This window comes from Streptomyces sp. CBMA29 (assembly GCF_014596445.1).
Lineage (GTDB): Bacteria > Actinomycetota > Actinomycetes > Streptomycetales > Streptomycetaceae > Actinacidiphila.
This window is the reverse complement of sequence record NZ_MECL01000083.1, coordinates 74,686-97,934: the sequence shown is the minus strand read 5'-3', so window position 1 is coordinate 97,934 and position 23,249 is coordinate 74,686. Positions and strand designations below refer to the sequence as shown.

General features: G+C 70.6%; 22 protein-coding genes. 4 read left to right on the top strand and 18 right to left on the bottom strand.

Annotated elements, in window-relative coordinates; translation table 11 throughout:
* Positions 1 to 7: 7 nt before the first annotated feature.
* The 5 genes from BGM09_RS13070 to BGM09_RS13050 form a co-directional block, all read right to left on the bottom strand.
* Entirely contained in the window at positions 8 to 1,315 is a 1,308-nt protein-coding gene (locus tag BGM09_RS13070; RefSeq protein ID WP_188281700.1) for a hypothetical protein, read from the bottom strand.
* Positions 1,312 to 2,283, bottom strand: a complete 972-nt coding sequence (locus BGM09_RS13065; RefSeq protein WP_188281699.1) for a fatty acid desaturase family protein — start codon at positions 2,281 to 2,283, stop codon at positions 1,312 to 1,314. The genes BGM09_RS13070 and BGM09_RS13065 overlap by 4 nt, the downstream gene beginning before the upstream one ends.
* 304 nt (positions 2,284 to 2,587) lie before the next feature.
* Positions 2,588 to 3,820 carry an acyltransferase family protein gene (locus BGM09_RS13060; protein ID WP_188281698.1) on the bottom strand — a complete coding sequence of 411 codons (1,233 nt, stop codon included), beginning with the start codon at positions 3,818 to 3,820 and terminating at the stop codon, positions 2,588 to 2,590.
* 79 nt (positions 3,821 to 3,899) lie between these two features.
* On the bottom strand, positions 3,900 to 4,187 hold the full coding sequence (locus BGM09_RS13055; protein WP_188281697.1) for a DUF397 domain-containing protein: 288 nt from the start codon (positions 4,185 to 4,187) through the stop codon (positions 3,900 to 3,902).
* A complete protein-coding gene (locus BGM09_RS13050) occupies positions 4,187 to 5,017 on the bottom strand; it encodes a helix-turn-helix domain-containing protein (protein WP_188281696.1) in 831 nt (276 codons plus the stop codon). The genes BGM09_RS13055 and BGM09_RS13050 overlap by 1 nt, the downstream gene beginning before the upstream one ends.
* A gap of 113 nt (positions 5,018 to 5,130) precedes the next feature.
* Here BGM09_RS13050 and BGM09_RS13045 point away from each other — a divergent pair, with 113 nt between their 5' ends.
* Positions 5,131 to 5,547 carry an ATP-binding protein gene (locus BGM09_RS13045; protein ID WP_188281695.1) on the top strand — a complete coding sequence of 139 codons (417 nt, stop codon included), beginning with the start codon at positions 5,131 to 5,133 and terminating at the stop codon, positions 5,545 to 5,547.
* 7 nt (positions 5,548 to 5,554) lie between these two features.
* On the opposite strand, the gene BGM09_RS13040 is transcribed toward BGM09_RS13045, so the two are convergent.
* From BGM09_RS13040 to BGM09_RS13005, 8 genes are all read right to left on the bottom strand, one after another.
* Positions 5,555 to 6,373 carry a DUF4253 domain-containing protein gene (locus BGM09_RS13040; RefSeq protein WP_188281694.1) on the bottom strand — a complete coding sequence of 273 codons (819 nt, stop codon included), beginning with the start codon at positions 6,371 to 6,373 and terminating at the stop codon, positions 5,555 to 5,557.
* A gap of 779 nt (positions 6,374 to 7,152) precedes the next feature.
* Positions 7,153 to 7,551: a hypothetical protein gene (locus BGM09_RS13035; protein ID WP_188281693.1), complete on the bottom strand. Its 399-nt coding sequence runs from the start codon at positions 7,549 to 7,551 to the stop codon at positions 7,153 to 7,155.
* Between the two features lie 60 nt (positions 7,552 to 7,611).
* Complete coding sequence (locus tag BGM09_RS13030; protein ID WP_188281692.1) at positions 7,612 to 9,333, bottom strand: MFS transporter; 1,722 nt, start codon at positions 9,331 to 9,333, stop codon at positions 7,612 to 7,614.
* Positions 9,334 to 9,412: 79 nt separating this feature from the next.
* The gene (locus BGM09_RS13025) at positions 9,413 to 9,853 is read right to left on the bottom strand and encodes a MarR family winged helix-turn-helix transcriptional regulator (protein WP_188281691.1); all 441 of its coding nucleotides are present in this window, start codon (positions 9,851 to 9,853) and stop codon (positions 9,413 to 9,415) included.
* A gap of 85 nt (positions 9,854 to 9,938) precedes the next feature.
* Complete coding sequence (locus BGM09_RS13020) at positions 9,939 to 10,715, bottom strand: DUF899 family protein (RefSeq protein ID WP_317452684.1); 777 nt, start codon at positions 10,713 to 10,715, stop codon at positions 9,939 to 9,941.
* 108 nt (positions 10,716 to 10,823) lie between these two features.
* Positions 10,824 to 11,321, bottom strand: coding sequence for a MarR family winged helix-turn-helix transcriptional regulator (locus BGM09_RS13015; protein WP_317452683.1), 498 nt, complete (start codon positions 11,319 to 11,321; stop codon positions 10,824 to 10,826).
* The gene (locus BGM09_RS13010) at positions 11,318 to 12,028 is read right to left on the bottom strand and encodes an SDR family oxidoreductase (protein ID WP_188281690.1); all 711 of its coding nucleotides are present in this window, start codon (positions 12,026 to 12,028) and stop codon (positions 11,318 to 11,320) included. The genes BGM09_RS13015 and BGM09_RS13010 overlap by 4 nt, the downstream gene beginning before the upstream one ends.
* Positions 12,029 to 12,094: 66 nt before the next feature.
* The gene (locus BGM09_RS13005; RefSeq protein ID WP_188281689.1) at positions 12,095 to 12,769 is read right to left on the bottom strand and encodes a hypothetical protein; all 675 of its coding nucleotides are present in this window, start codon (positions 12,767 to 12,769) and stop codon (positions 12,095 to 12,097) included.
* Positions 12,770 to 12,852: 83 nt separating this feature from the next.
* Here BGM09_RS13005 and BGM09_RS13000 point away from each other — a divergent pair, with 83 nt between their 5' ends.
* A complete protein-coding gene (locus tag BGM09_RS13000) occupies positions 12,853 to 13,719 on the top strand; it encodes a GAF and ANTAR domain-containing protein (RefSeq protein WP_188281688.1) in 867 nt (288 codons plus the stop codon).
* Here the strand turns inward: BGM09_RS13000 and argS are convergent.
* Complete coding sequence (gene argS / locus BGM09_RS12995; protein ID WP_188281687.1) at positions 13,716 to 15,500, bottom strand: arginine--tRNA ligase; 1,785 nt, start codon at positions 15,498 to 15,500, stop codon at positions 13,716 to 13,718. The two genes, BGM09_RS13000 and argS, sit on opposite strands and share 4 nt — an antisense overlap.
* 226 nt (positions 15,501 to 15,726) lie before the next feature.
* Between argS and lysS the strand changes: the two genes are divergently transcribed.
* Entirely contained in the window at positions 15,727 to 17,454 is a 1,728-nt protein-coding gene (lysS, locus tag BGM09_RS12990) for a lysine--tRNA ligase (protein ID WP_188281686.1), read from the top strand.
* 88 nt (positions 17,455 to 17,542) lie between these two features.
* Here lysS and BGM09_RS12985 read toward each other — a convergent pair whose 3' ends face one another.
* From BGM09_RS12985 to BGM09_RS12975, 3 genes are all read right to left on the bottom strand, one after another.
* Positions 17,543 to 19,198, bottom strand: a complete 1,656-nt coding sequence (locus BGM09_RS12985) for a DUF2637 domain-containing protein (RefSeq protein WP_188281685.1) — start codon at positions 19,196 to 19,198, stop codon at positions 17,543 to 17,545.
* Between the two features lie 162 nt (positions 19,199 to 19,360).
* Positions 19,361 to 20,077 carry a DUF3558 domain-containing protein gene (locus tag BGM09_RS12980; protein ID WP_188281684.1) on the bottom strand — a complete coding sequence of 239 codons (717 nt, stop codon included), beginning with the start codon at positions 20,075 to 20,077 and terminating at the stop codon, positions 19,361 to 19,363.
* Positions 20,078 to 20,114: 37 nt separating this feature from the next.
* A complete protein-coding gene (locus tag BGM09_RS12975) occupies positions 20,115 to 21,008 on the bottom strand; it encodes a hypothetical protein (RefSeq protein ID WP_188281683.1) in 894 nt (297 codons plus the stop codon).
* Between the two features lie 228 nt (positions 21,009 to 21,236).
* Here BGM09_RS12975 and BGM09_RS12970 point away from each other — a divergent pair, with 228 nt between their 5' ends.
* Entirely contained in the window at positions 21,237 to 22,430 is a 1,194-nt protein-coding gene (locus BGM09_RS12970; protein WP_188281682.1) for an RtcB family protein, read from the top strand.
* A gap of 99 nt (positions 22,431 to 22,529) precedes the next feature.
* Here the strand turns inward: BGM09_RS12970 and BGM09_RS12965 are convergent, their stop codons facing one another.
* On the bottom strand, positions 22,530 to 23,192 hold the full coding sequence (locus BGM09_RS12965) for a hypothetical protein (RefSeq protein ID WP_223186743.1): 663 nt from the start codon (positions 23,190 to 23,192) through the stop codon (positions 22,530 to 22,532).
* Positions 23,193 to 23,249 lie beyond the last annotated feature (57 nt).

Sequence of the window (23,249 nt, the reverse complement as noted above, 5' to 3'; positions counted from 1 at the left end):
TCCTTGACTACGGCTTGATGAGCTTGATGACCTGGACGGCGATGGCGACCGTCGGCGCGAGGACGGACAACGCGCCCGCGAACAGCAGGCCGTTGCGGATCGGCATGGACGGCAACTTCTGTACGTCGCGCAGACGTTGCAGCGCCACCAGGTAGCGCACCCCGGCGGACGGATCGGTCGAGTCGGGGTCCGGCATGTCGGCGATGATCTGGTCGATCTGCTCCTTGCGGTCGACCCGCACCTGCCGCCTGATGTGCGTCATCGAGCCGATGAACACATAGAGCACCATGCCCACGAAAGCCGCCAGGCACAACAGCGTCGGATAGGTGCCGATGGCCGGCTGGAGGAAGAAGAACATGGCGAAGGACGTCGCGAAGGTGCAGGTGAGTCCGCCCTGGAGGTTGGACACCGCCTGCCGCAGCTTCGCCCAGCCGTAGAAGTTGTCGGGGTTGAGCGGATTGGTGCCGAATTTGTACTCGTTCTTCAACTGCTTGAGGAACTTGACGTAGTGGATGCCGACGACGCCCTCCGCGTACGCCATGTACATCCCGACCGTGCCCATGAAGATCCACACCACACCGCCGAAGGTGACCGGCGCGGCCCGTCCCCACCACTGGTCGTACAGCGCGTCGGAGCCCAGGAAGTGGAAGAGGTGGCCCTGAAGGCGGAGGTTGATGCCGGTCACGACGCCGACGATGCCGAGCAGCACGAGCCAGGAGTATTTGCCGTGCTTGGCGTATGTGGCGTTGAGGTCGTCCACGGCCGCCTTCAGGTGGGCGCGCGCCTGGTCGTCGCAGCGGATGCAGCCGGACTTGTCCAGGCTCTCGTGGAGCGTCTGGAGGCTGCGGAAGATGCCGTAGACCAGCGGGACCGACCAGGCGATCGAGAAGGTCAGGATGCAGGAGGGGTAGTCGCGCAGGAACGGTACGGCGTCCGCGTCCGCGTCCGTGCTCTTGCGCCGGGACAGGAAGGACCACACGTCCGAGAGCACGCTGAGGTCCCAGTGCGGCCGGTAGAACGAGTTCATGATCAGCGCCGACCAGGACACGAGCAGGCAGGCGAGGAGCACCGCCCAGATCGCGACGACGTACGGCGACCGCTCGTCCTCGGGGCCGCCGGCCGGGCCGGGCGTCGCCGAGCGTTTCTTCAGCAGCCGCGAGACGAGGATCGGCTCGACGAGGAAGGGCTTGATGTTCAGCTCTTCCGAGGTGATCGGGACGGGCGTGGGAGGCGGGCCAGGTGGCGGGACCGGCGTCGGGACGGGCGTCGGCGATGGGACGGGGCCGCCGCTCGGCCCCGTGGTCGGTGCGGTCACAGATTCCCCCCGTGTCCGGCAGAGTTCTGTCCTGCGGAGTTCTCCGGTACGGAAAGCGCCCGGATGAGCCTGCCGTGCGATTTCACGGCCGCCCACATCGACGGATGCGTCCGTACCGTCATGTCGGTTCCGGCGAGCAGCGCGACGAGCCTTTCCGTCGCCGCCGGGAGTTCGGGAAAGGTCAGCGCGGGCGCGAGGTGATGGACGCAGTGATACGTCGTGCCGCCGCTGAGCCAGTACCAGAATCCCCGGCCGCCGCCCACGTCGGTGGACCGGGAGAGCTGAGCGGAAAGCGATTCCGTTCCGTCGGCGGAAGGACCGTATTCGGCCAGATCCGTATTGTGCTGCACCTGGGTGATCAGCGACACGAAGGTCCCGGATATCAGGTGGAACAGCAGATACGTCAGCAGTGCCCGGCGCGTCGGCAGCACCAGGAAGACCGGAATCCAGACAACGGCGTGCGGCAGGTATTTGTCGGCCAGCAGAAACCACGGCCAGCCGCGCCCCCGGGGCCCGACCACCCGCCGGACGACCGCCTGCCGCGTCGTCCACAGCTCGCTCGGCTTGAGCATGTTCAGCGTGGAGAACGGCAGGAGCAGCCACATGTAGAGGTGCTGCGCGCGGTGCAGGGCGTGCCACGGCTGCTCGGCGGTCACCCGCCCGAACCAGCCGAACTGGATGTCCGGGTCGAACGCCGGATTCCCCACGTACCGGTGGTGCAACCGCACGTGTTTGTGAAACCACCAGCGCGGACCGAGGCCGATCGCCGCCGACCCCGCCCGCAATACGGCTTCCGACCTCCACCGGCCGCCGCGCACATTTCCGTGCACCGCGTCGTGGAACCAGGACCCGACCATGGAAACGGACGCCAGTGCGAAAAGCGCGATTCCGCCGAGCCACGCGATTCCGCCGAGCGATACGAGCGGCGACCGCGCGAAGCCGAGTACCGACACGTATCCGGCGGACATCAGCGCGACCCGTACCGCGAAGTCCGTGGCATAACGGGAAGCGGGCGGTCTGGCCCTTCGGGATAACTCCGCCTGCCGAAATCCGCGCAGCAGGTGATCGGACGCAGGCGGGCCCGATTCGAGCGGGGGAGTGGAGGCTAACGGACCTGAGGAGATACGGCTCTGCATTGGTGCTCTCCAATGCCTGTACGCCCCGAAAGCGGCGGACGATTGGCAGACCGTAGCACCGCCGGAAACCGGCGGTGCACGGTTTCGTCCAAGGTGATACGCGGAGATACGCCCGGGTCCGGTGGGTTTTCTGGTGCTACCCGGCGGTCGCTCCCGAGTCGGCACCGGCCTTCGGTGCGGGCACCGGAGTGGGCACCGGCTTGGCCGGCTTCTTGGGCAGCAGCCAGTTCTTCAGCGCCTTGGCCACCGGCGTCTCCACGTACTTCTGGATCAGCCAGGCCGCCAGCAGCATCGTGCACACCAGCAACGAGATCAGGACGAACGGCGGCATCAGGCGGTGCGTGTGCCGGATGACCTCCCAGCCGATGTCCTCGTGGATGAGGTACAGCGGATACGTCATCGCCCCGGCGACGGTCAGCCAGCGCCAGTTGAAGAAGTTCAGCTTCCCCAGGGCGGCGGCCAGCACCAGCAGATAGAAGAGGGTCACGACCGCCAGGCACACGGTCCAGTAGATCGTGGTGTGCGTCGAGTCCTCGGCCGTCGAGATCAGGTCGGGGAGCTGGTTCTGCGCCATCAGCCACGAGGTGCCGAGCAGCAGCCACAGCACCGGCGTGGGCCCCACCCGGTGCATCAGGTAGATCACGATGCCGCCGACGAAGAAGGCCGCGTACTGCGGAACGATCAGCAGCGGCAGCAGGTCGATCCCCGACTGCGGCGCGATCCCGGCCAGCAGCAGCCAGATCACACAGAAACCGACGACCCGGCGGTAGGTCAGCCCCATCATCGCCACGACCATGAACAGCAGGTAGAACCGCAGCTCCACCCAGAGCGACCAGTACACGCCGTCGATGTCCCGCGCGCCCAGCAGCTCCTGGAACATCGTGATGTTCGTCAGCATGTCCGTCGGCGGTACGTCCGTCCCGCCCGGCCGCAGCACCAGCACCGTCGTCGTGGCCGCTATGGCGAACCAGTACGCCGGGTACAGCCGGATGAACCGCGACACCGCGAACTGCTTCGGCGTCCGCCCCCAGCACGACATACAGATGACGAAACCGCTGATCAGGAAGAACAGCTCGACGCCCAGCCATCCGTACGACGCCGCCGTCTGCGTCGTCGGGAAGACGGTCGACGTCGACTTGCCCCACGGCGACGCGTACCAGTCGTCGAAGCCCATGTAGTGGTAGGCCACCACCATGAGCGCGGCTATCAGCCGCAGACCGTCCAGCACGTACAGCCGCTTCTTCGGCTGCGGCGCCCCGCCCCCGGCCCCGTTCCCCGCTTTGTCACCAGCGGTTTCCGGGGCCGGTACGAGGTCGGGCAACGGCGCGGAGCCGGTGGGGGCGGCATCTCCGCGAACAACGGTGCTCATAGGCGGGGTGTCCTAGGGGTGAACAGAGAGACGTCAATGAATTCGCCCACCCTACCCCTGGGTAATTTGTAGGGATGTCCTAAAGAAGCGGCGTTTTGTCGGTCATATCGGAACTTTGTTCCGCCGTGGCGGTGGCGGCGAAGGCGGCGAAGGCCGCCCACGCGGCCGGGGTGAACGTGAGGTTCGGACCCTCGGGGTCCTTGGAGTCCCGCACGTGCACGGCGGCGGGGTGAGCGGCGATCTCGACGCAGTTGCCGCCGTCACTTCCGCTGTAGCTGGACTTACGCCACGCGTAGGCGATCTCGACGCACTCGCCGCCCTCGCTTCCGCTGTAGCTGGACTTGAACCACTTCAGTGGGGCGCTCATTACTCTCCTAGCAGCCGGTCCAACAGGCCCTGTGTGTCATAGGGGTTGAGGGCCTGCGTGCGCAGCATCGCATACCTCATTGCGAGGATGCTCACCTCGTCTGGGTCGTAGATGACGAGGCTGCCGCGCTGGGTTTCAGCGTAGGCGAGATGCTCGTGCTGACGGGTCTCGAAGAGGACGAACGACCCGTCGAGCGCAGGGTGGGACTGCTGGGCGAGCGGCAGGATCTGGATCGTGACGCCAGGGAGATTGCTGCACTCGCGCAGATGCCGGAGTTGGTCGCGGTAGACCTGCTCGCCGCCGAGGCGGTCGTGCAGAACGGCCTCCGAGATGACGAAGGAAACCGACACGGGCTCCTTGCGGTGCAGGACCGCCTGCCGTTCGATGCGGCCCGAGACCTGGACCTCGATCTCCTCCTCGCTCAGGATGGGCACTCGGCTCCGGAACACCGCCCATGCGTACTCCCTGGTCTGCAAGAGTCCGGGCAATACCTGGTTCTCGTACGAGGAGATGGCAAGGGCGTCACGCTCGTGATCCATGTACTCCGCCGCCCACGTCGGGTAGACGTCGATGTCCGGTGTGTAGTTCACGGCCACCTCCAGCGCCCCCTTGGTCTCCAGGGCGCGGTCCAACTCCTGGGCCAAGGTGAGGGTGAGGGGGCGCCGACCCTGCTCTATCGAGGCGAGCTTGCTCTCGCTGATGATGACGAGGGGAGCCAGCTCGGCCTGTGTATAACCCTTCGCGACGCGGAACAGGGCTAATTGCGCGCCGATCAACTGGAACACGGTCCGGTTCGGCTTCTTCGGCTGTTGCCGTTTGCGTGGTGCCATGGACCTGAAATACCCCACTCCCGCCCGACCTGTATCGCCTGTTACTCGTACACAGGACGTGTACGAGTAACGGGTCTAGTACACAACGAACACGCTGCGCGACGCTGAGCTTCATGAACGAAGACGTCCAGCACCTGGACCGCCGGGAGCGGTTCTACCGTCGGGAACGGCGCTCGGTACCCGCCGCGCGGGAGTTCGCGCGGGAAGCCCTCACCGCGTGGGGGTTCGAGAGCCGGGAGGACGAAGTCCTCCTGTGTGTGAGCGAGTTGGCGACCAACGCGCTGCTGCACGGCGTGCCCCCCGGGCGCGGCTTCCTCTTACTGCTGCGCCGCGACCTCGGCACCGCCCTGCGGGTCGAGGTGCACGACAGCGGCGGCGGCCTTCCCCACCTGACCGACCGGCCGGTGCGCGAGCGCGATCAGGAGGAGTCCGGGCGGGGCCTCGTCCTGGTCGACGCGCTGGCCGACAAGTGGGACGTGGGGGAGCGGGACCCGGGCAAGATCGTGTGGTGCGAGTTCGCGGCCCGCTGAGCGCGGGTCAGTCCCACCAGAAGGACCAGGTGTGGACGTCGAGGACGGCCTTCTCCGCGTACTCGCGCAGCGTCTCGTAGCTGCCCTGGTCGATGTTGTCCGGGCAGAAGGCGTAGTGCTCGGCGGCGACGGCCTCGGCTTCCTCCCGGGTGCTCGGGGGCGCGGCGACGGAGACGGTGAGGCGGTCGAAGGCGAGGGCGATGACCCGTATGCCGAACCGGTCCTCCCACGAGCGGAGCACCGCGCACAGGCGGGCGGGGTCGCTCTCGTAGTTGAGCGGGCCGCTCCAGCCGATCGCGGCCGGTATGTCGGCGCTGCGGCGGGCGTGGACGAGGGCCGCGCGCGGATTCTCCAGCCAGCCGGAGCCGACCATGTCGGCGGTGACCTCGGCGGCCAGGTCGTCGGGGTCACCGGGGTCGGCGACGGCCTTCGAGGCCGGGGCCAGGCCCGGCCACGCCGCGCCGTACGGCGCGAGGACGTCGTCCTCCCCGCCGTCCTCCGCGTCCCCCTCGATCAGGCCCGCCCAGAACTCGGCGAGCACTTCCTCGGCGTCGTGGTCCCCGGCGTACGACGCCCGGTCGGGCATCAACTGCCAGTCCACCGGGCCCTTCGAGTACGGCGCGCTCGCCTCTATCAGCAGCGGTTGCAGGCCCGCCGCCCGTGCGGGCAGCAGGCTCGCCCACGAGCCGTCCGCCGCGGGGCCGTCGGCCATCCACAGCAGCGGTTCGTGCCAGCGGCCCTCGAACGTCGTGTCGACCAATGTGCCCGCGGGCAGCCGAAGGTCCAGCTCCGCGAGTCGCGGCAGGGGGTTGGGAAGCATCGCCATGCGCCCGACTCTAGGGGCGACCACTGACAGCCGGTCAGCCGTGCGTCCCGGACCGTGGGGACGGGATCCGGGACGCACGGTTTCCGGCCCTGCGGGCGGGCTTTCCCGGCGGTCAGGCGCCGGGCCCCGGCCCGGCTCCGCGGGGCCTCGTCAAATACCCGGGCCCGCGCTGTGCCGGTCGGGGTACCAGTCCCAGCCGTCCGCGCAGTACCAGACGCCGTGGTGCCGGTAGCACTCGTCGGCCATCGCCGAGGGCCGCCCCTGTCGTGCGGACCCGGCGGCCGAGGCCGGGCCCGGCACAGAGGCGAGCAAAAGTATTGCCAGCGCCGTGATCGCAGCCGTCCGACCGAGCAACTTCCGCATGCTCAAACTCCTGTTGACCTGGGGGACAGGGACGCCTGATCCCTACCACCCCGGCTGCGCCTGGCACGCGCATATGCCACCTTTCCCCCGAGTAGCTCAGCCCCCTCCGGGGCGCGGCCCCTGTGCCCGCCCCTTGCGCAGGAGGTTGCCTACCAGGGGCGCTGGGGGCACCTCCCAGCGGTAGCTGGGGGAGGAACTGCGCGGCCAGCCACGGCGGTGGCGCGCCTTTGAGAACCGGCCCCAGTGGGGCAGATGCTGTTGTTCTCGGGCTGACAGCCCCGGTGGGGGCGGGCCGCGCAGTTCCTCGCGCCCCTAAAAGATCGGCCAGCCGCCCTGGCAGGAGAACCGCACAGGAGCGGGCCCCTGAAAGGATCGGCCAGCCGCCCCGGGAGAAGAACCGCCCTCGGGCGCGCCCTTTAAAGATCGGCCAGCCGCGCTGGCGGGGTCGACCGCAGCACCCGTACGCCCGCGGCGGGTCGGCGTGCGGACAGGGCGCCGGCGGCCAGGTGACCGGCCGTCGCCGGGTCGATCAGGGCGAGGCAGTGGACGGCGGGCTTGGACATGGGCACGTCGATGTCCTCGACGGACAGCAGGAGTTGGGCGGTGCCGTCCGGCAGCGGGGTCCACGCCAGGCGCGGGGAGAGGTCGGCGCCGCCGACGTTCTTCGCGCACTGCTCCAGCGGCAGGGTGCCGCCGTCCGTGAAGTCCTCGCTGGTGAGGGTGAGCAGGTCGGGGCCCTGGAGGTTGGGCAGCTGCCACGCCGCGTGGGCGTCGCCCGACTTGCGGTTGCTGAGGAGTCGGCCGAGCAGGGGCATGTGTCTCTCCGGGGTGACTGGGGTGACTGGGGTGCCTGGAGTAAGGGGCCGTCGGCGGCGTCAGGGAGCCGTGGACGGCTGGTGCTCGCGCTTCCGGCGTTCGCGGCCGGGAGCGCCGGGGTCGGCGCCGCGCAGCACCGAGGCGACGGCTGCGAGGAAGGCGAGGACGGCGCCGAAGGCGAACACGATGACCAGGCCGGAGTGGAACGGCCCCGAGATCAGGTCGGGGAAGAACTCGTGTCCGGTCAGCGTCTGCCGCTGCGCCGCCGTCAGCCGCGCCAGGGTGCCGGTGGGTTCGAGCAGGTGCTGCACCGGGTTGACGCCGAGCTGCGCGGCGAACAGGGACGAGACCGGGGGCAGGCCGCCGACCTGGGCCGCGACGTGCGCGGGTACGCCCTGCTGCTGGAGGCCGCTGGTGAGGGTGTGCGGGAGGCTGCTGGCCAGTCCGGCGATCATCAGGGAGAAGAAGACGCCGATGGACACGGCGGTGCCCGAGTTCTGGAAGGTCGCCCGCATGCCGGACGCGACCCCGCGCAGGTCGTCCGGCACGCTGCCCATGATCGAGGAGGAGTTGGGGGAGGCGAACATGCCGCTCGCGATCCCGTTGAGCGCGATCAGCAGCGCGAAGATCCAGTAGCTGAAGTCGATCGGCAGGAGCATCAGGCCGAGGAAGCTGGCGCCGAACAGCAGCGCGCCGCCGGTGGCCAGACCGCGGGAGCCGATCCGGTCGGACAGATAGCCCGAGACCGGGCCCGCGGCGAGGAAACCGGCGGTCAGCGGCAGCATGAAGATGCCCGCCCACAGGGGCGTGTCGCTGTAGTCGTAGCCGTGCAGCGGCAGCCAGATGCCCTGGAGCCAGATGATCAGCACGAACTGCATGCCGCCGCGGCCGATCGAGATGGCCAGGCCCGCCAGATTGCCGAAGGTGAAGGCCCGCAGCCGGAACAGCCCCAGTTGGATCATCGGCGAGGTGGCGCGCCGCTCGATGACGACGAACGCCGCCAGGAGGGCGAGGCCGCCGACGACCAGGGCGACGACCAGCGGGTTCGTCCAGCCCATGGTGTGGCCGCCGTAGGGCTGGAGGCCGAAGGTGACCGCGATCAGCACCGCGCTCAGGCCGACCGCGAAGGTGATGTTGCCCCACCAGTCGATACGGCCGCCGCCGCGCTTTCCGGTGTCGCGCAGGGTGCGGTACGCCCACAGGGTGAAGAAGACGCCGACCGGCACGTTCACCCAGAACACCGCGCGCCAGTCCCACGCGGCGAGCAGTCCGCCCGCGACCAGGCCGATGAACATCCCGGCCAGCGCCGCCACTTGGTTGATCCCGAGCGCGAAACCGCGCTGCTCCTCGGGGAAGGCGTCGACCAGGATCGCGGCGGAGTTGGCCGTCAGCATCGAACCGCCCACGGCTTGCAGCACCCGCCAGCCGATCAGCCACATCGCGCCGTGGCTGCCGTCGTACGGGTCGAAGGAGAGCAGGATCGAGGCGAAGGTGAAGACGGCGAAACCGGAGTTGTAGATACGGACCCGGCCGTACATGTCGCCGAGGCGGCCGACGGTGACGACGAGGACGGCCTGGACCAGCCGGTACCCCATGATCATCCACAGCAGGTAGGCGATGTTGCCCGGCGCGAGCGGGTCCAGGTGGATGCCGCGGAAGATGGCGGGGAGCGCGATCAGGACGATCGAGCCGTCGAGCGCGGACATGAAGACGGCGGCGGTGGTGTTGGTCAGCGCCGTCCACTTGTACCGGTCGCCCAGCGCCTGGGAGGAGTGGGACATCGGCTCGCTTCCTGTCGCGTCCGGGGCTTCCCGGTGTGTCCTGGTGCGTCCTGGTGCGTCCTTGGGCGGGCTTTTCGCGTCAGACGGCCTGGGCCAGCCGGTCGAGCAGGGGGGCCGCCGCCGCGAGCTGTTCCAGTTCGGCCGGGGTGAACGCGCCGCTGGTCAGGGCCCGGGTGATCTGCTCGGTGCGCGCGTTGCGCTTGTCCTCCAGCGCCCGCCGCCCCGCCTCGGTCACCGTCAGCACGACGCGTCTGCCGTCGTCCGGGTCCCGGCCGCGGTCGACCAGGCCGCGCTCCCGCAGCCCGGCGAGGGTCGCGCCCATGGCCTGGGCGGTGATCTGCACCTGCCGGGCCAGGGCGGAGGAGGTCGTGGGGCCCGCGCGGTTCAGGAGCGACAACGCCGTCCGCTCGGGCATGGTGAGGCCCCCGCCGGTCGGCACCTGCCGGGCGCGGCGCACCAATGCGCCGACGCCGGTCAGGAGGGAGGCGGCGACGGCTGCGGGGTCCAGAGCGTCGTTCATACGCTAAGGCTACTTTATCAACCTGCCTTATCTGTTTTTCGTCTCACGGGGGTGGGGGTAGGGGTGGGGCGTACGGCGCGGCGCGTCAGTGGTGTTCGCCGCTGCGGCCCAGGGTCTGCTCGGCGGTCACGCCGGGACGCGTCCACTGCGGTACGGGCCGGCCGGTCGGGCCCCAGGTGGCGTTCCCTTCCACGTCCGCGCGCCAGTACCAGCACGGGCCGTTCCCCTCGGGCCAGCCCTCCGGCGTGTCCTGCCACGCCTCGCCGCGCCCGTACGGCGTCATGTCCAGCAGCGCGAAGCTCCCACTGGCCGCCTCGGTACCGCGGCCCGTCGTGTCGTACGTGAGGAACGTACGGTCGCCGTCGCGCAGGTAGCTGGTGAGATGGCCCATCGCTCCGCCGACCGGCGCGGCCACGTCGCGCACCGAGTACCAGGGCTCCGTGTAGCCCATGAACTCCACGAACGGCGGCACCTCGTCCCAGCGCCCCGTCGTCAGCACGGCCCACGAGATGCCGCGCGCGTTCAGATACGCGGCGTCCTTCATGTGCCACGCCGTGACCGTGCACCCCTCGCACTGGCCCTGGTGCGGCGCCCCGTCGTGCCACATGTGTTTGTAGACCAGCAGCTCGTTCCGCCCCTGGAACAGGTCCCTGAACGGCACCGGGCCCTCGGCGCCCGTCACCTCCACCGACCCGTCGAACTCCACCATCGGCAACCGCCGTCGCGCCGCCGCGATCGCGTCCCCCTCGCGCGTATGCGCCTTCTCCCTGACCAGCAGCTCGTCCCGCGCCGCCTGCCACGTCTCCATGCCGACCACCGGCGGCCGTCCGCCGCCGCCCGCTTCGCCCTGTGTGCTCGTCACGATGCCCTCCGCGCTCTGTCGGCCGTGTTCTCGGCCTCGTTCTCGGCTGTGTCCGGCGCCGGATTTCCGGCGGCGGTCACTACAAGAGACTCGGCCCGGCCCCGGAACTCATCGCGGCGGGTCGGCGGGGTCGGCCGGCTCGGCGTCGCCGGTCGTGGCCGTGAGGCGGGTCAGGAGGGCGGTGAGGTCGGCGAGGTCTTTCCGGGTGAGGGCGGAGAGGGCCGGCGGGGGGCGGTGGAGGATCGCGTCGGCGGTGGCGATGGCGTCGTGGCCCGCCGGGGTGAGGGTGACGAGCTTGCGGCGGCGGTCGGCGGGGTGCGGGAGGCGTTCGACCAGGCCGTGGGATTCGAGTTTGTCGACGATGACGGTGGTGTAGGGGGCGTCGGCGCCGATGGACGCGGCGAGTTGGGTGAGGGTCATGGGCGCGTCGCGCAGGAGGAAGAGGGCCTTGCCGCGTCCGGCGCCGAGCCGGAAGCCGAGGGCTTCGGCCAGTTCGCCGTGGCGGTTGTTCGCGTCGACGAAGCCGTGCATGAGGGCCCAGACCCCCTCGGCGGAGGCGGCGGCGGCGGGGTCCGGGTCCGACGTCGGGTCCGGGGCCGGGGTCACCACGCGACGGTTTTGCCGAGGTAGTCGACGTAGTGGAGGCCGGGGCTGTCCCGGAGGGAGTCGAGCGTCCTGACGACGTTCGGAATGCTCTCCTCGACGGTCAGCCGCCCGTTGGGCCCGCCGACGCCGATCCGCACCCAGCCGGGCGCCATCAGGACCAGCGGCCGGGACTCGCCCTCGTGCCGCGCCGCGTAGCTGCGCATGAAGGTGTTCAGCGCGGCCTTGCTGCCCCGGTACACCTCGTGCCCGCCGCGCTCGTTGTTGGCCACGCTGCCCTGGCCCGAGGACATGACGCCGATGGTGCCGGTTCCCGTCACGAGGTCCGAGAGCGTTTCGACGACCCGCAGCGGGCTCAGCGCGTTGGTCACCATGACCCGCACGAATTCCTCGGTGGACGTCTCCGCCACCGTCCCCTCCGGCTCGTTCGTGACGCCCGCGTTCACGAAGAGGAGGTCGAAGGCGCGCCCCTCCAGCCGCTCGCGCACCGCCGTGACCTGCTCGGGGACCGTGACGTCCACCGTCTCGATCTCGACGCCGTCCGGGTGCGCCTCGGCGAGGTCGTGCAACTCCGTCCGCTGCGTGCCGCGCACGGTCGCGACGACGTGCCACCCCTCGCGCTGCCACTCCCGCGCGAGGGCGAGGCCGAGGCCGCGGGAGGCGCCGATGAGGAGGACACGCTTACTGGATGCTGAATTGTTTGTAGTCATAGCAATGATTGTGGACCATATAACTATCCGCGTCAAACGGAGCCGGGGCTCTCCGAGCCGGGGGTTCTACGGGACGCGGCCCCGACGACGTACCCCGTCAACGTGGCGTGCGCCCGTAACGTCCGTAAACGGGGTGATCGCGCACGCGGGAACGACACCGGAGGCCGCACGGCGGCCGGCGACCGCGAACTGCCCGGCAGAGGAGGCACCTCGCTGGTGGCCGTCCAGACAGATCCGCCGCGGGACAAGGGCTGTTGTGCGCTGCGCCGTGATCAGCGACGCGACGGCGGAAGCGCTGCTGTCGCCGCGCCGGGGCGAGTGGCCGGAACGGGCGCGTCTCGCGGCCGGGGCGCTCGGGGTGGCCTGTGTGTCGACGGCTCCGGCGGGGGCCACCTTGCGGGGGAAGACCCCGGCGGGGAGCCGAGAGGCGGCCGAAGTGCGCCGCGTGCGCGTCGACCGCTGGCCCGCGCTGGTGCCGGAGGCCGAACGGCGGCCGGTCCGCGCGGTGTTCCGCTGCCCGAGCGCGCTCGACGCCACCCGGATCGGCGGGCTGACCGCCCGCTGCCCAGGGACCTTGGGGACGAGGGCGGCGCCGAACCGCCCGGCACGGCGGACAGCGCCGTCGTCCAGCAGGCGGCGGGCATGGCGGGCGGGCGGCTCGGCCTCCCGCCCGCGGGCGCGCTCCCGCGCCCGCGGGCGTACGCCCTCCGGAGCGGGCGGGCCGTCCGCGGCGTGGCGCATGATGTGGTGGCCCGACGGCTGCGCCTCGATGTCAACGGCGACGGCGCCCTCCCCTCCACCGCAGCGGACAAGGACTGATCCCCATGACGAGTGTGCGACGCCTCACCGAAGTCTTCGTGGAGGTCGCCGACTCGCTGTCCGACGACTTCGACACCATCGACTTCGTCCAGCGGCTCGCCCAGCGCTGCGCGGAACTGCTGGACATCGCGACGGTCGGCATCCTGCTCGTGGACGAGCACGGCACGCCGCATCCGCTGGCCGCGTCCGACGAGAGCACCCGGCTGCTGGAACTCTTCGCGTCCCCGCACGACCAGGCGTCCCCGCACGACCAGGCGTTCCCGTACGACCAGGCGTCCCCGTACGACCAGGGCCCGTGCGTGGAGTGCTTCCGCACGGGCGACGCCCGCGTCGACGTGGACCTGACCGCGCCGATCACCCGGACCCGCTGGCCGCAGTTCACCGCGCGGGCCGTCGAGGCCGGATTCGTCCGCACCCACGCCTTCCCGATGCGGCTGCGGCAGCGGGTGGTGGGCGCGCTCAGCCTCTTCCAGCGCGAGTCGACGCCGATCAGCGAGGAGGACCGGCTGCTGGCGCAGGCGCTCGCGGACATCGCCACGATCGCGATCCTCCAGCAGCGGAACCTGGAGCGCGGCCAGGCCGAGCGCGTGCAGCTCCAGACCGCGCTGACCAACCGGATCGTGATCGAGCAGGCCAAGGGCGTGCTCGCCGAGCGCTGGGGCCTGTCGGTGGACGACGCCTTCGACGCCTTCCGCCGCTACGCCCGCGCGCACCACCTGCGGCTCGCGGCGCTCGCCTACGACGTCGTCCACGGGGACTTCGACACAGCGGCGATCTTCCGCGAGCCACGGTTCGGGCCGGAGTTCGCACCGAGGAGCGGGTCGAACGGTGGGCCGAAAAGCCGCCGGTCCGCCGGGGCCGAGGGCTCCTAGAGGCGCTCGGGGGTACGGATACCGAGCAGCGTCAGACCCTGCCGCAGGGTGCGGGCGGTGACGTCGCAGAGGAAGAGCCGGTTCTCGACCACGGCGGGGCTGTCCGCCTTGAGCACCGGGCACTGCTCGTAGAACGTCGCGAACGCCGAGGCCACCGAGAAGAGATACGCGGCGAGCTTGTGCGGCTCGTACGTCTCCGCCGTCGAGGCCAGCGCCTCGCCGAACTCGTCGAGCAGCAGCCCGAGCGCCCGCTCGGCGGGTGCCAGCGGCAGCTCGGGGTGGGCCGCGGGCCGCGCGTCGCCCGAGCGCCGGATGATCGACTGGATCCGGGCGTAGGCGTACTGGATGTACACGCTCGTGTCGCCGTTGAGCGACACCATCCGGTCCAGGTCGAAGACGTAGTCCCGGCCCAGGGACGTGGACAGGTCCGCGTACTTCACCGCGCCGATGCCGACCTCGGCGCCGCGCTCGGCGACCTCCGCGTCCGACAGCTCGCTCTTGGCGTCCTTCTCCTTGACGACGGCCGTCGCCCGCTCCACGGCCTCGTCCAGCAGGTCCTCCAGCTTGACGCTCTCGCCCGCCCTGGTCTTGAACGGCTTGCCGTCCTTGCCGAGCACCGTGCCGAACGGGATGTGCTTGACGGTGACCTCGTCGGTCAGCCAGCCCGCCCGCCGGGCGGTCTCGAAGACCATCCGGAAGTGCAGCGCCTGCCGGGCGTCCACCACGTACAGCAAGGTGGTGGCGTGCAGATTCCGCGTCCGGTCCCGGACCGCCGACAGGTCGGTGGCCGGGTAGCCGAAGCCGCCGTCGGACTTGCGGACGATGAGCGGGACCGGCTCGCCGTCCTTGCCCTTGATGTCGTCGAAGAACACGCACAGCGCGCCGTCGGACCGGACCGCGACACCGGACTTCTCCAGCAGGTCGCTGGTCTCGACCAGCATGTCGTTGTACCCGGACTCGCCGACGATGTCCGCGTCCTGGATCGCGATGTCGAGCTTGTCGTAGACGGAGTGGAAGTAGATCAGCGACTCGTCGACCAGCCACTGCCAGATCTTCAGCGTCTCCGCGTCACCCGACTGGAGCTCGACCAGCCGCTTGCGGGACCTGTCCTTGAACTCCTCGTCGGAGTCGAAGAGCGTCCGCGACGACTTGTAGAGCCGGTCGAGCCGGGACATCGACGCCTCACCGGCCACCGCGGAATCCGCGGTGGTCTGCGTGCTCTCCAACTCGTCCGGGTGCTCCATCAGGTACTGGACGAGCATGCCGAACTGGGTGCCCCAGTCGCCGATGTGGTGCCGCGGGATCACCGTCTCGCCGCTGAACCGCAGAATCCGCACGATCGCGTCGCCGATGACGGAGGACCGCAGGTGCCCGACGTGCATCTCCTTGGCGACATTCGGCTGCGCGTAGTCGATGACGGTGGTGCCGGGGTGCTGGGCGAGGGGCACACCGAGCCGGTCGTCCACGGCCCGCAGCGCGAGGTTGGCGGTGATCGCGGTGTCCGTGACCGAGATGTTGAGGAAGCCGGGTCCTGACACCTCGATCTCGCCGATCAGGCCGTCGGGGCCGTCCGCGGGCAGCCCGGCCAGCACGGCGGCGGCCAGCTCCCGGGGGTTGGCCTTCGCCTTCTTGGCGAGGCCCAGCACGCCGTTGGCCTGGAAGTCGGCCCGGTCGCTTCGGCGCAGCAGCGGGTCGGCGCCGTCGGCCGACGGCACGGCGGCCGCGAGGGCGGCCGAGACACGCTGCTGGAGTGAAGCGGACAGGGAGGTGACCGAGGCCATGGGTGTGCCGTTCCGTGTGTCGTGGATGGCGGACTTCGCCTCGCGGTGAGGCGAGGTCCCAGTGTCCCACGCGGGCCCCGATGGGCCGAGCCGGTTATCCACAGGTGGGGACGGAGCGTGCGAGTTATCCACAGGCCGGGTAATCCGCTGGCGATCGGGGGCCGGATGTCTGGGAGAATCGGAGCCGTCGGAACACCCCCATCGAACCCTCAGGAAGAAGAGGACCGTGGCTGAGAGCAACGAGGCCGACTGGGTCTCCCGTTTCGCGGACGACGTCATCGCCGAGTCGGAGCGCCGCGCACCCGGGAAACCCGTTGTCGTCGCGTCCGGGCTCAGCCCCTCGGGCCCGATCCACCTCGGGAATCTGCGCGAGGTCATGACCCCGCACCTGGTCGCCGACGAGGTGCGGCGGCGCGGGCACGAGGTCAGGCACCTGATCTCCTGGGACGACTACGACCGGTACCGCAAGGTCCCGGTCGGCATCCCCGGGGTCGACGAGTCGTGGGCCGAGCACATCGGCAAGCCGCTGACCTCGGTGCCCGCGCCCGCCGGGTCCGCGTATCCGAACTGGGCGGAGCACTTCAAGGCGCAGATGGCCGCGTCGCTGGCCGAGCTGGGCGTGGAGTACGACGGCATCAGCCAGACCGCCCAGTATCAGGCGGGCGCCTACCGCGCGCAGATCCTGCACGCGGTGCGGCACCGCGCCGACATCGACGCGATCCTCGACCAGTACCGGACGAAGAAGGCCCCGGCCAAGCAGCAGTCGCAGAAGCCGGTGGACGCGGCCGAGCTGGAGGCCGCCGAGGGCTCGGGCGCGGCGGAGGAGGACGACGGCAGCGGCTCCGGCGTGGGCTACTTCCCGTACAAGCCGTACTGCGCGGTCTGCGGCAAGGACCTCACCACGGTCACCGCGTACGACGACGGGACGACCGAGCTGACGTACACCTGCGCCTGCGGGCACGGGGAGACGGTCCGGCTGGAGGAGTTCGACCGCGGCAAGCTGGTGTGGAAGGTCGACTGGCCGATGCGCTGGGCGTACGAGGGCGTGATCTTCGAGCCGTCGGGCGTCGACCATTCCTCGCCCGGCTCGTCGTTCCAGGTCGGCGGGCAGATCGTCGGCCCGATCTTCGGCGGGAAGCAGCCGATCGGCCCGATGTACGCCTTCGTCGGCATCTCCGGCATGGCCAAGATGTCGTCGTCCAAGGGCGGTGTGCCCGTCCCCGGCGACGCGCTGCGGATCATGGAGCCGCAGATCCTGCGCTGGCTCTACGCCCGCCGCCGCCCCAACCAGTCCTTCAAGATCGCGTTCGACCAGGAGATCCAGCGGCTCTACGACGAGTGGGACGCGCTGGAGCGGAAGGTCGCCGAGGGCACCGCGCTCCCGGCCGACGTCGCCGCGCACAGCAGGGCCGCCCGCACCGCCGCCGGTGAGCTGCCGCGTACCGTACGGCCGTTGCCGTACCGCACGCTGGCGTCCGTCGCCGACATCACCGCGGGCGCCGAGGCCCAGACGCTGCGCATCCTGACCGAGCTGGACCCGGCCCGGCCGATCGGCTCGCTGGACGAGGTACGGCCCCGGCTCGACCGGGCCGAGTCCTGGATCACCACCCAGGTGCCCGCCGAGCAGCGCACCGTCGTGCGCGCCGAGCCCGACACCGCCCGCCTCGCCGCCCTCGGCGACAGCGAGCGCGCCGGGCTCAAGCTCCTGGTGGACGGCCTCGACTCGCACTGGTCGCTGGACGGCCTGACGACCCTCGTCTACGCCGTGCCCAAGGTGCTGGCCGGTCTTGAGCCGGACGCCAAGCCGACTCCTGAGCTGAAGGTCGCCCAGCGGTCGTTCTTCGCCCTGCTCTACGAGCTGCTGGTCGGCCGCGACACCGGTCCGCGCCTTCCGACGCTGCTCCTGGCGGTGGGCGCCGACCGCGTCCGCACGCTGCTGGGCGCGAGCGCGTAGTTCGCGTTCGGGGGTGCGGGATCCCGGTCCCGCCCCCCGGCCGCGGGCCCCGGCCGCGGGCCCCGGTCTACGGTCTACGGTCTGCGGTCTACGGGATGTGCTCGGTGTCCGACTCGGACTGGAAGCGGTAGCGCAGGTCGCGCAGGGACGGGACCAGCTCGCGCTCCTCCGGCGGCGTACCGGTGTACATGTCGGCGAGGAAGCGGGCGAACTGGCGGGCGTTGGGGAAGGTGCCGAACTCGCGGACGTAGCGGCGGTAGGCGCCGAAGAACGCCTCGTCCTGCGAGATGCCGTCGGGGAATTCGAGCCCCGAGACGAATTCCGGTGCCGGAGCCTGCTCCGGCTCGGGTGCGGGCACCGGTTCCGGCTCCGGAGCGGCGTACTGCGGCTCGGGGCCCTGCTGGAACCGCTGCTGCGCGGCGGCGGCGTTGCCGTTCAGTCCGGAACCGCCCAGCGGGCGCGACCGGTTGGGACCGGCCGGGACCATGATCTGCGGCTGGTCCGGCTCCGGCTGCTGCTGAATCTGTTGGCCCTGCTGCCCTTGCTGTCCCTGCTGCTGGGCCTGTTGCATCTGCTGCGCCATGAACGCCTGCTGCTCGCGCTGGGCCTGGAGCTGCGCGGCGGCGAACCACGGGCTGTCGTGCGCGCCCGGCATGTCCTGCTGGGGCCACTCCTGCGGGTACGGCTGCTGGTTGTACTGCTGATACTGCTGGAACTGTTCGAACTGCCGCTGCTCGTAAGCCTGTTGGTGCTCGAACTCCGACTGCGGCTGGAGCTGCTGCCCGCCGGGCTGCCCGTTCTGCTGGCCGTTCTGTTGCTGCCGGGCCGCCTCCGCGAGGGCCGCGGCCGCCTCGGCCGCGAGGTCGGGAACGCCGTTCGGGAGGGTGTGGCCGTTCACATGGCCGTTCACATGGCCGTTCGCCGCCCCGTTCACGGCTCCGTTCACCGTCCCGTGAGCGGCGGCCTTCGACGGCGCCGCCACCGGCTCCGCGGCCTGCGCCGCGATCGGCGCGGCCGACTCGGGCGCGGCCGTCAACTCCTTGGCGGGGCGCGTGATCTCGATGCCCGCCGCTTCGAGTCCGGCGTCGGCCGTCTCCGCCAGCGGCACCCCGTACTTCGCCAGCCGCAGCGGCATGATCGCCTCGACCGGGGCCTTGCGGCGCCACGCGGCGCCGTACCGCGCCCGCAGCCGCGCCCGGTAGACCAGGCGGTCCTGCTCGCGCCGGATCGTTTCCTCGTACGACCGCAGTTCCCACAGCTTCATCCGGCGCCACAGCCGGAAGGTGGGGACGGGGGCGAGGAGCCAGCGGGTGATGCGCACCGACTCCATGTGCTTGTCGGCGGTGATGTCGGCGATCCGGCCGATCGCGTGCCGGGCGGCCTCCACCGAGACCACGAACAGCACCGGGATGATCGCGTGCATGCCGACGCCGAGCGGGTCGGGCCAGGCGGCGGCGCCGTTGAAGGCGATCGTCGCGGCCGTCAGCAGCCACGCGGTCTGCCGCAGCAGCGGGAACGGGATGCGCAGCCAGGTCAGCAGCAGGTCGAGCGCGAGCAGAACGACGATGCCCGCGTCCACGCCGATCGGGAAGACGTTCGCGAACCAGCCGAATCCCTTGTCCAGGGCGAGCGAGCGCACGGCCGCGTACGAACCGGCGAAGCCGATCCCCGCGATCACCACCGCTCCGGTGACGACCACGCCGATCAATATGCGGTGCGTCCGGGTCAAACGTATCGCGGCCACCCGCGACCCCTCCTACCCCTTGGCTCCAGCCTCACTGGCGGACCGGAACCGTACCGGCTCCAGCGGGCCCCAGACTGCCATACGGGTGAGACGCGGAGGCGCGGCGTTGACGAACGAACGCCGTACAAACGCGCGAATACCGGGCGAGGGGGGCGGGAGTTGTTACGCGTTCGCCGCCGCGACCGCCGCGACGGCCTCCTTCGCCGCCCGTTGCGCACCGCTCTGTACGTCGCCGGCCGAGGGGTTCTTCTTGCCTTCGAGGCCCGCGCCGTTGAACTCCACCAGGATCACGACATTGCCGCTGCGGACGACCACCGAGTCGTTCTGCGAGGTGACCTTCGCGACGGTTGCCTTGCTGCCGACCGAGGCCGCCTGGTCGCCGAAGCCGGTGAGGGTGGCGGAGGCCGCGCCGGGGACCTGGTTCAACGTGCCGACCTGCTCGGTGTACCGCTTCTTCGCCTGGTCCTCGGCCGCGCCGAGCGCGGTGGAGGACGTGAAGCGCTGAAGGGTGACCGACAGCCAGCGGTACTGGTAGCCGTCCTTGCCGTTGCCCGTCCAGGAGCAGCCGGCGCGCGAGGTGATGTCGTCGGACTTCACCGGGCTGCCGCCGGGCGTCTTGGCCTTCGGCACCAGCGCGTTCACGGTGGTCTGCGCGACCGCCTTGCAGGACGCCGGGAGCGCGGCGAATTTCGCGGGCGCGAGGGTCGGGGTGGCCGAGCCGCCGGACGAGCCGGAGCCCGTCGATGAGGAGCCCGAAGGGGCCGTGGACTTCGCGTCGGACGAGCCCGAACCGGACGAGCATCCCGCGAGAGCCATCGCGGGGACGGCCGCACAGGCGAGCAGCAGAGCGAGGCGGGAGGCGGTGTGTCGTCGTTCCATGGGGGTCACCCTAAAGGGCCGCGCTGTCGGCCCCCGGTCAGTCCTTGACTTTCCGCACGAGCTGCTCCGCGACCTGCCGGGCACCTTTTTGCAGGTCAGCGCTGTCCGGTGGCGTACTGCCACGGGGTGACGACTCCGCGTAGGTGACGGTCACCAGGACGTTGGCAGTGCGGAAAACCAGTGTCACGTCGCGGCGGGGAGGCTGTGAGTGGGGCGTGAGGACGTCATTGATAAATGCGGCGTTTCCCACATCGGTGAGGCGGCGGGGGAGGAGGTCGGCACCGCCGTCACCGGCCGCGCCGGAACTCGTGCCGTTCCCCGTGCTCGTGCCGTTGCCGCTCGTGCTGCTTCCGGGGGTGGAACCGTTGCCGTTCGTCGTACCGCCGCTCGTCGTACCGCTGTTCGTCGTACCGCCGTTCGTCGTACCGCCCGTCGGTGTGGCGCTGGTCTGCTGGCCGGTCGGGGTGGCGGAGGGCGACAGCGGCGGGATCGAGGCGTCGGCCGCCTTGTTGGAGAAGTCGAGGTCGGCCTGGACCTCGTCGCTGACGGCCGGGTCGTACGACACGACGCGTTCGAGGTCGATCTTCAGGGTGTTCGACGTGCCGTCGGCCTGGGTGCCGCGCCAGGAGCAGCCGACCCGGCGGTCCGTGTCGTAGGTGAGCGACTCCGAGCCCGCGACGTCGGGGACGGCGGGGACCAGGGACTTGAGCAGGTCCTGGTCGACGGCCGTGCAGGGCGCGGGCAGCGTCTGGTACTTGCCGGGCGGCGCGGGCGAGACCGTGCTCGTACTGCCGCCGCCCGCGAGCTGCGCCTTCTGGTCCGAGGCGGAACCCGCCGAGTCCCCGCCGCCGGTGCACGCGCCGAGTGTGGCCAGGGCCAGCGCCACCGCGGTCACGGCCGTGCCGACGGCGGCCGGGAGGCCGCGTGCCACCGGGGCACGCCGCGTCGCCTGGGCACCTCGCGCCGCCGGGACACTTCGCGTGGACCGCACTTGGCGGGCCCCCTTCCCCTCGGGTTCTGCCGCTCCCGCGCGCTAAACCTTTGGCGTGAGCGGGTGCGCCGTGGACACAATGTCTACCGCAAGCTTCACCCAAACCACCTCTTGGGGCGGTTTTATCGCGTGAAGCATCCTTGATTTTGCCGTTTACGGGGGATTGTCATGTCTTATACGGAGGTGCCGGGTGTCCGGGTGCCGATCCGGATGTGGACGGACCCGACCACGGTCGAGGACGTCGCGATGCAGCAGCTCCGCAACGTCTCCTCGCTGCCGTGGATCAAGGGCCTGGCCGTCATGCCCGACGTCCACTACGGCAAGGGCGCCACGGTCGGTTCCGTCATCGCGATGCACGGCGCGGTCTGCCCCGCGGCGGTCGGCGTCGACATCGGGTGCGGCATGAGCGCGGTCAAGACCTCCCTGACGGCGAACGACCTGCCCGGCGACCTCTCCCGGCTGCGTTCCAAGGTGGAGCAGGCGATTCCGGTCGGACGCGGAATGCACGACGACCCGGTCGCGCCCGACCGCTTCCACGGCATGGCGACCTCCGGCTGGGACTCCTTCTGGGACCGTTTCGACGGGCTCGCGGAGGCCGTGAAGTTCCGGGCCGACCGGGCGACCAAGCAGATGGGCACGCTCGGCGGCGGCAACCACTTCGTGGAGGTCTGCCTCGACGAGTCCGGCGCCGTATGGCTGATGCTGCACTCCGGCTCCCGCAACATCGGCAAGGAGCTGGCCGAGTTCCACATCGGCCAGGCGCAGAAGCTGCCGCACAACCAGGGCCTGGTCGACCGCGACCTCGCGGTCTTCATCTCGGACACCCCGCAGATGGCCGCGTACCGCAACGACCTGTTCTGGGCGCAGGAGTACGCCAAGAAGAACCGCGCCATCATGATGGCGCTCCTCCAGGACGTCATCCGCAAGGAGTTCAAGAAGGCCCGGCCGACCTTCGACGAGGTCATCTCCTGCCACCACAACTACGTCTCGGAGGAGCGCTACGACGGCATGGACCTCCTGGTCACCCGCAAGGGCGCCATCCGCGCGGGCTCCGGCGACCACGGCATCATCCCCGGCTCCATGGGGACCGGTTCCTACATCGTCCGCGGCCTCGGCAACTCCGCCGCCTTCAACTCCGCCTCCCACGGCGCCGGCCGCCGCATGAGCCGGAACGCGGCCAAGCGCCGCTTCACCACCCGCGATCTGGAGGACCAGACCCGCGGCGTCGAATGCCGCAAGGACTCCGGCGTCGTGGACGAGATCCCCGCCGCCTACAAGCCCATCGACCAGGTCATCGACCAGCAGCGCGACCTGGTCGAGGTGGTGGCCAAGCTGAAGCAGGTCGTCTGCGTCAAGGGCTGACGCGTCGGGCGCACGGCTCCTGGAACCGTGCGCCCGTGGCCGCTTCGGCTTTTGGGGTTACGGGCCGTGCTGAGGGGTGGGTACGGCAACGGGCTACGGTTATCCGTCGAGCAGGTCGCGGTGGTCGCCCGGCACGTACAACTCCACCCGCCGGTAACCGGCCTTGGCCTCGGCGGGCGCGGCGAAGTAGAACACCGTGCCGTTCTCGTGCGGGTTGTAGCCGCCGCCGTCGGGCGTCGCGCCGTACCGCCCGAAGGCCGCGCACAGACCGCGCAGCACCGACGGGTCCGGTGCCCCGACCTCGAAGGCGACATGCGTCTCGTGCTGCCGCTCACGCTCGTACGCCGCGACCTCGCCGAGCTCTGAGCCCGGCGGCACGGTCAGCGCGAACACCTCGACCGTCCGCCGCTCCCCGTCCCGGCACTCCACCGCGGGCCGCAGAATCCCGACGTCCAGCTCCGCCGCGCTCCGCTTGTGCCGCACGGCCAGCCGCTCGCGTACGACGACGCTCGGCGTCGGCGGCGCGTCCGCGACCAGCCCGCAGCCGGCGAGCGTGGCCTCCAACTCCGCCCGGTCGGACGGGAAGACGAGCAGTGCGGCGTGCGAGAAGGCGCAGTGCTCCGCCAGCGTCCGCGACTCCGGTCCGTCGAGCCCGGGAAGCAGGAGCCGGAGCAGCGTGGCGGTGTCCTGCTCCCTGACGAAGCCGACCGTCGCGCGCAGGCGGGACGCGTCGGACGTATCGCCCGACAGTGCCGTGATCATTTGCGGGGGGACCCTCATTCGTTCGGGGTTCGGACGCGTGCGTACGGGTGGGCGGCC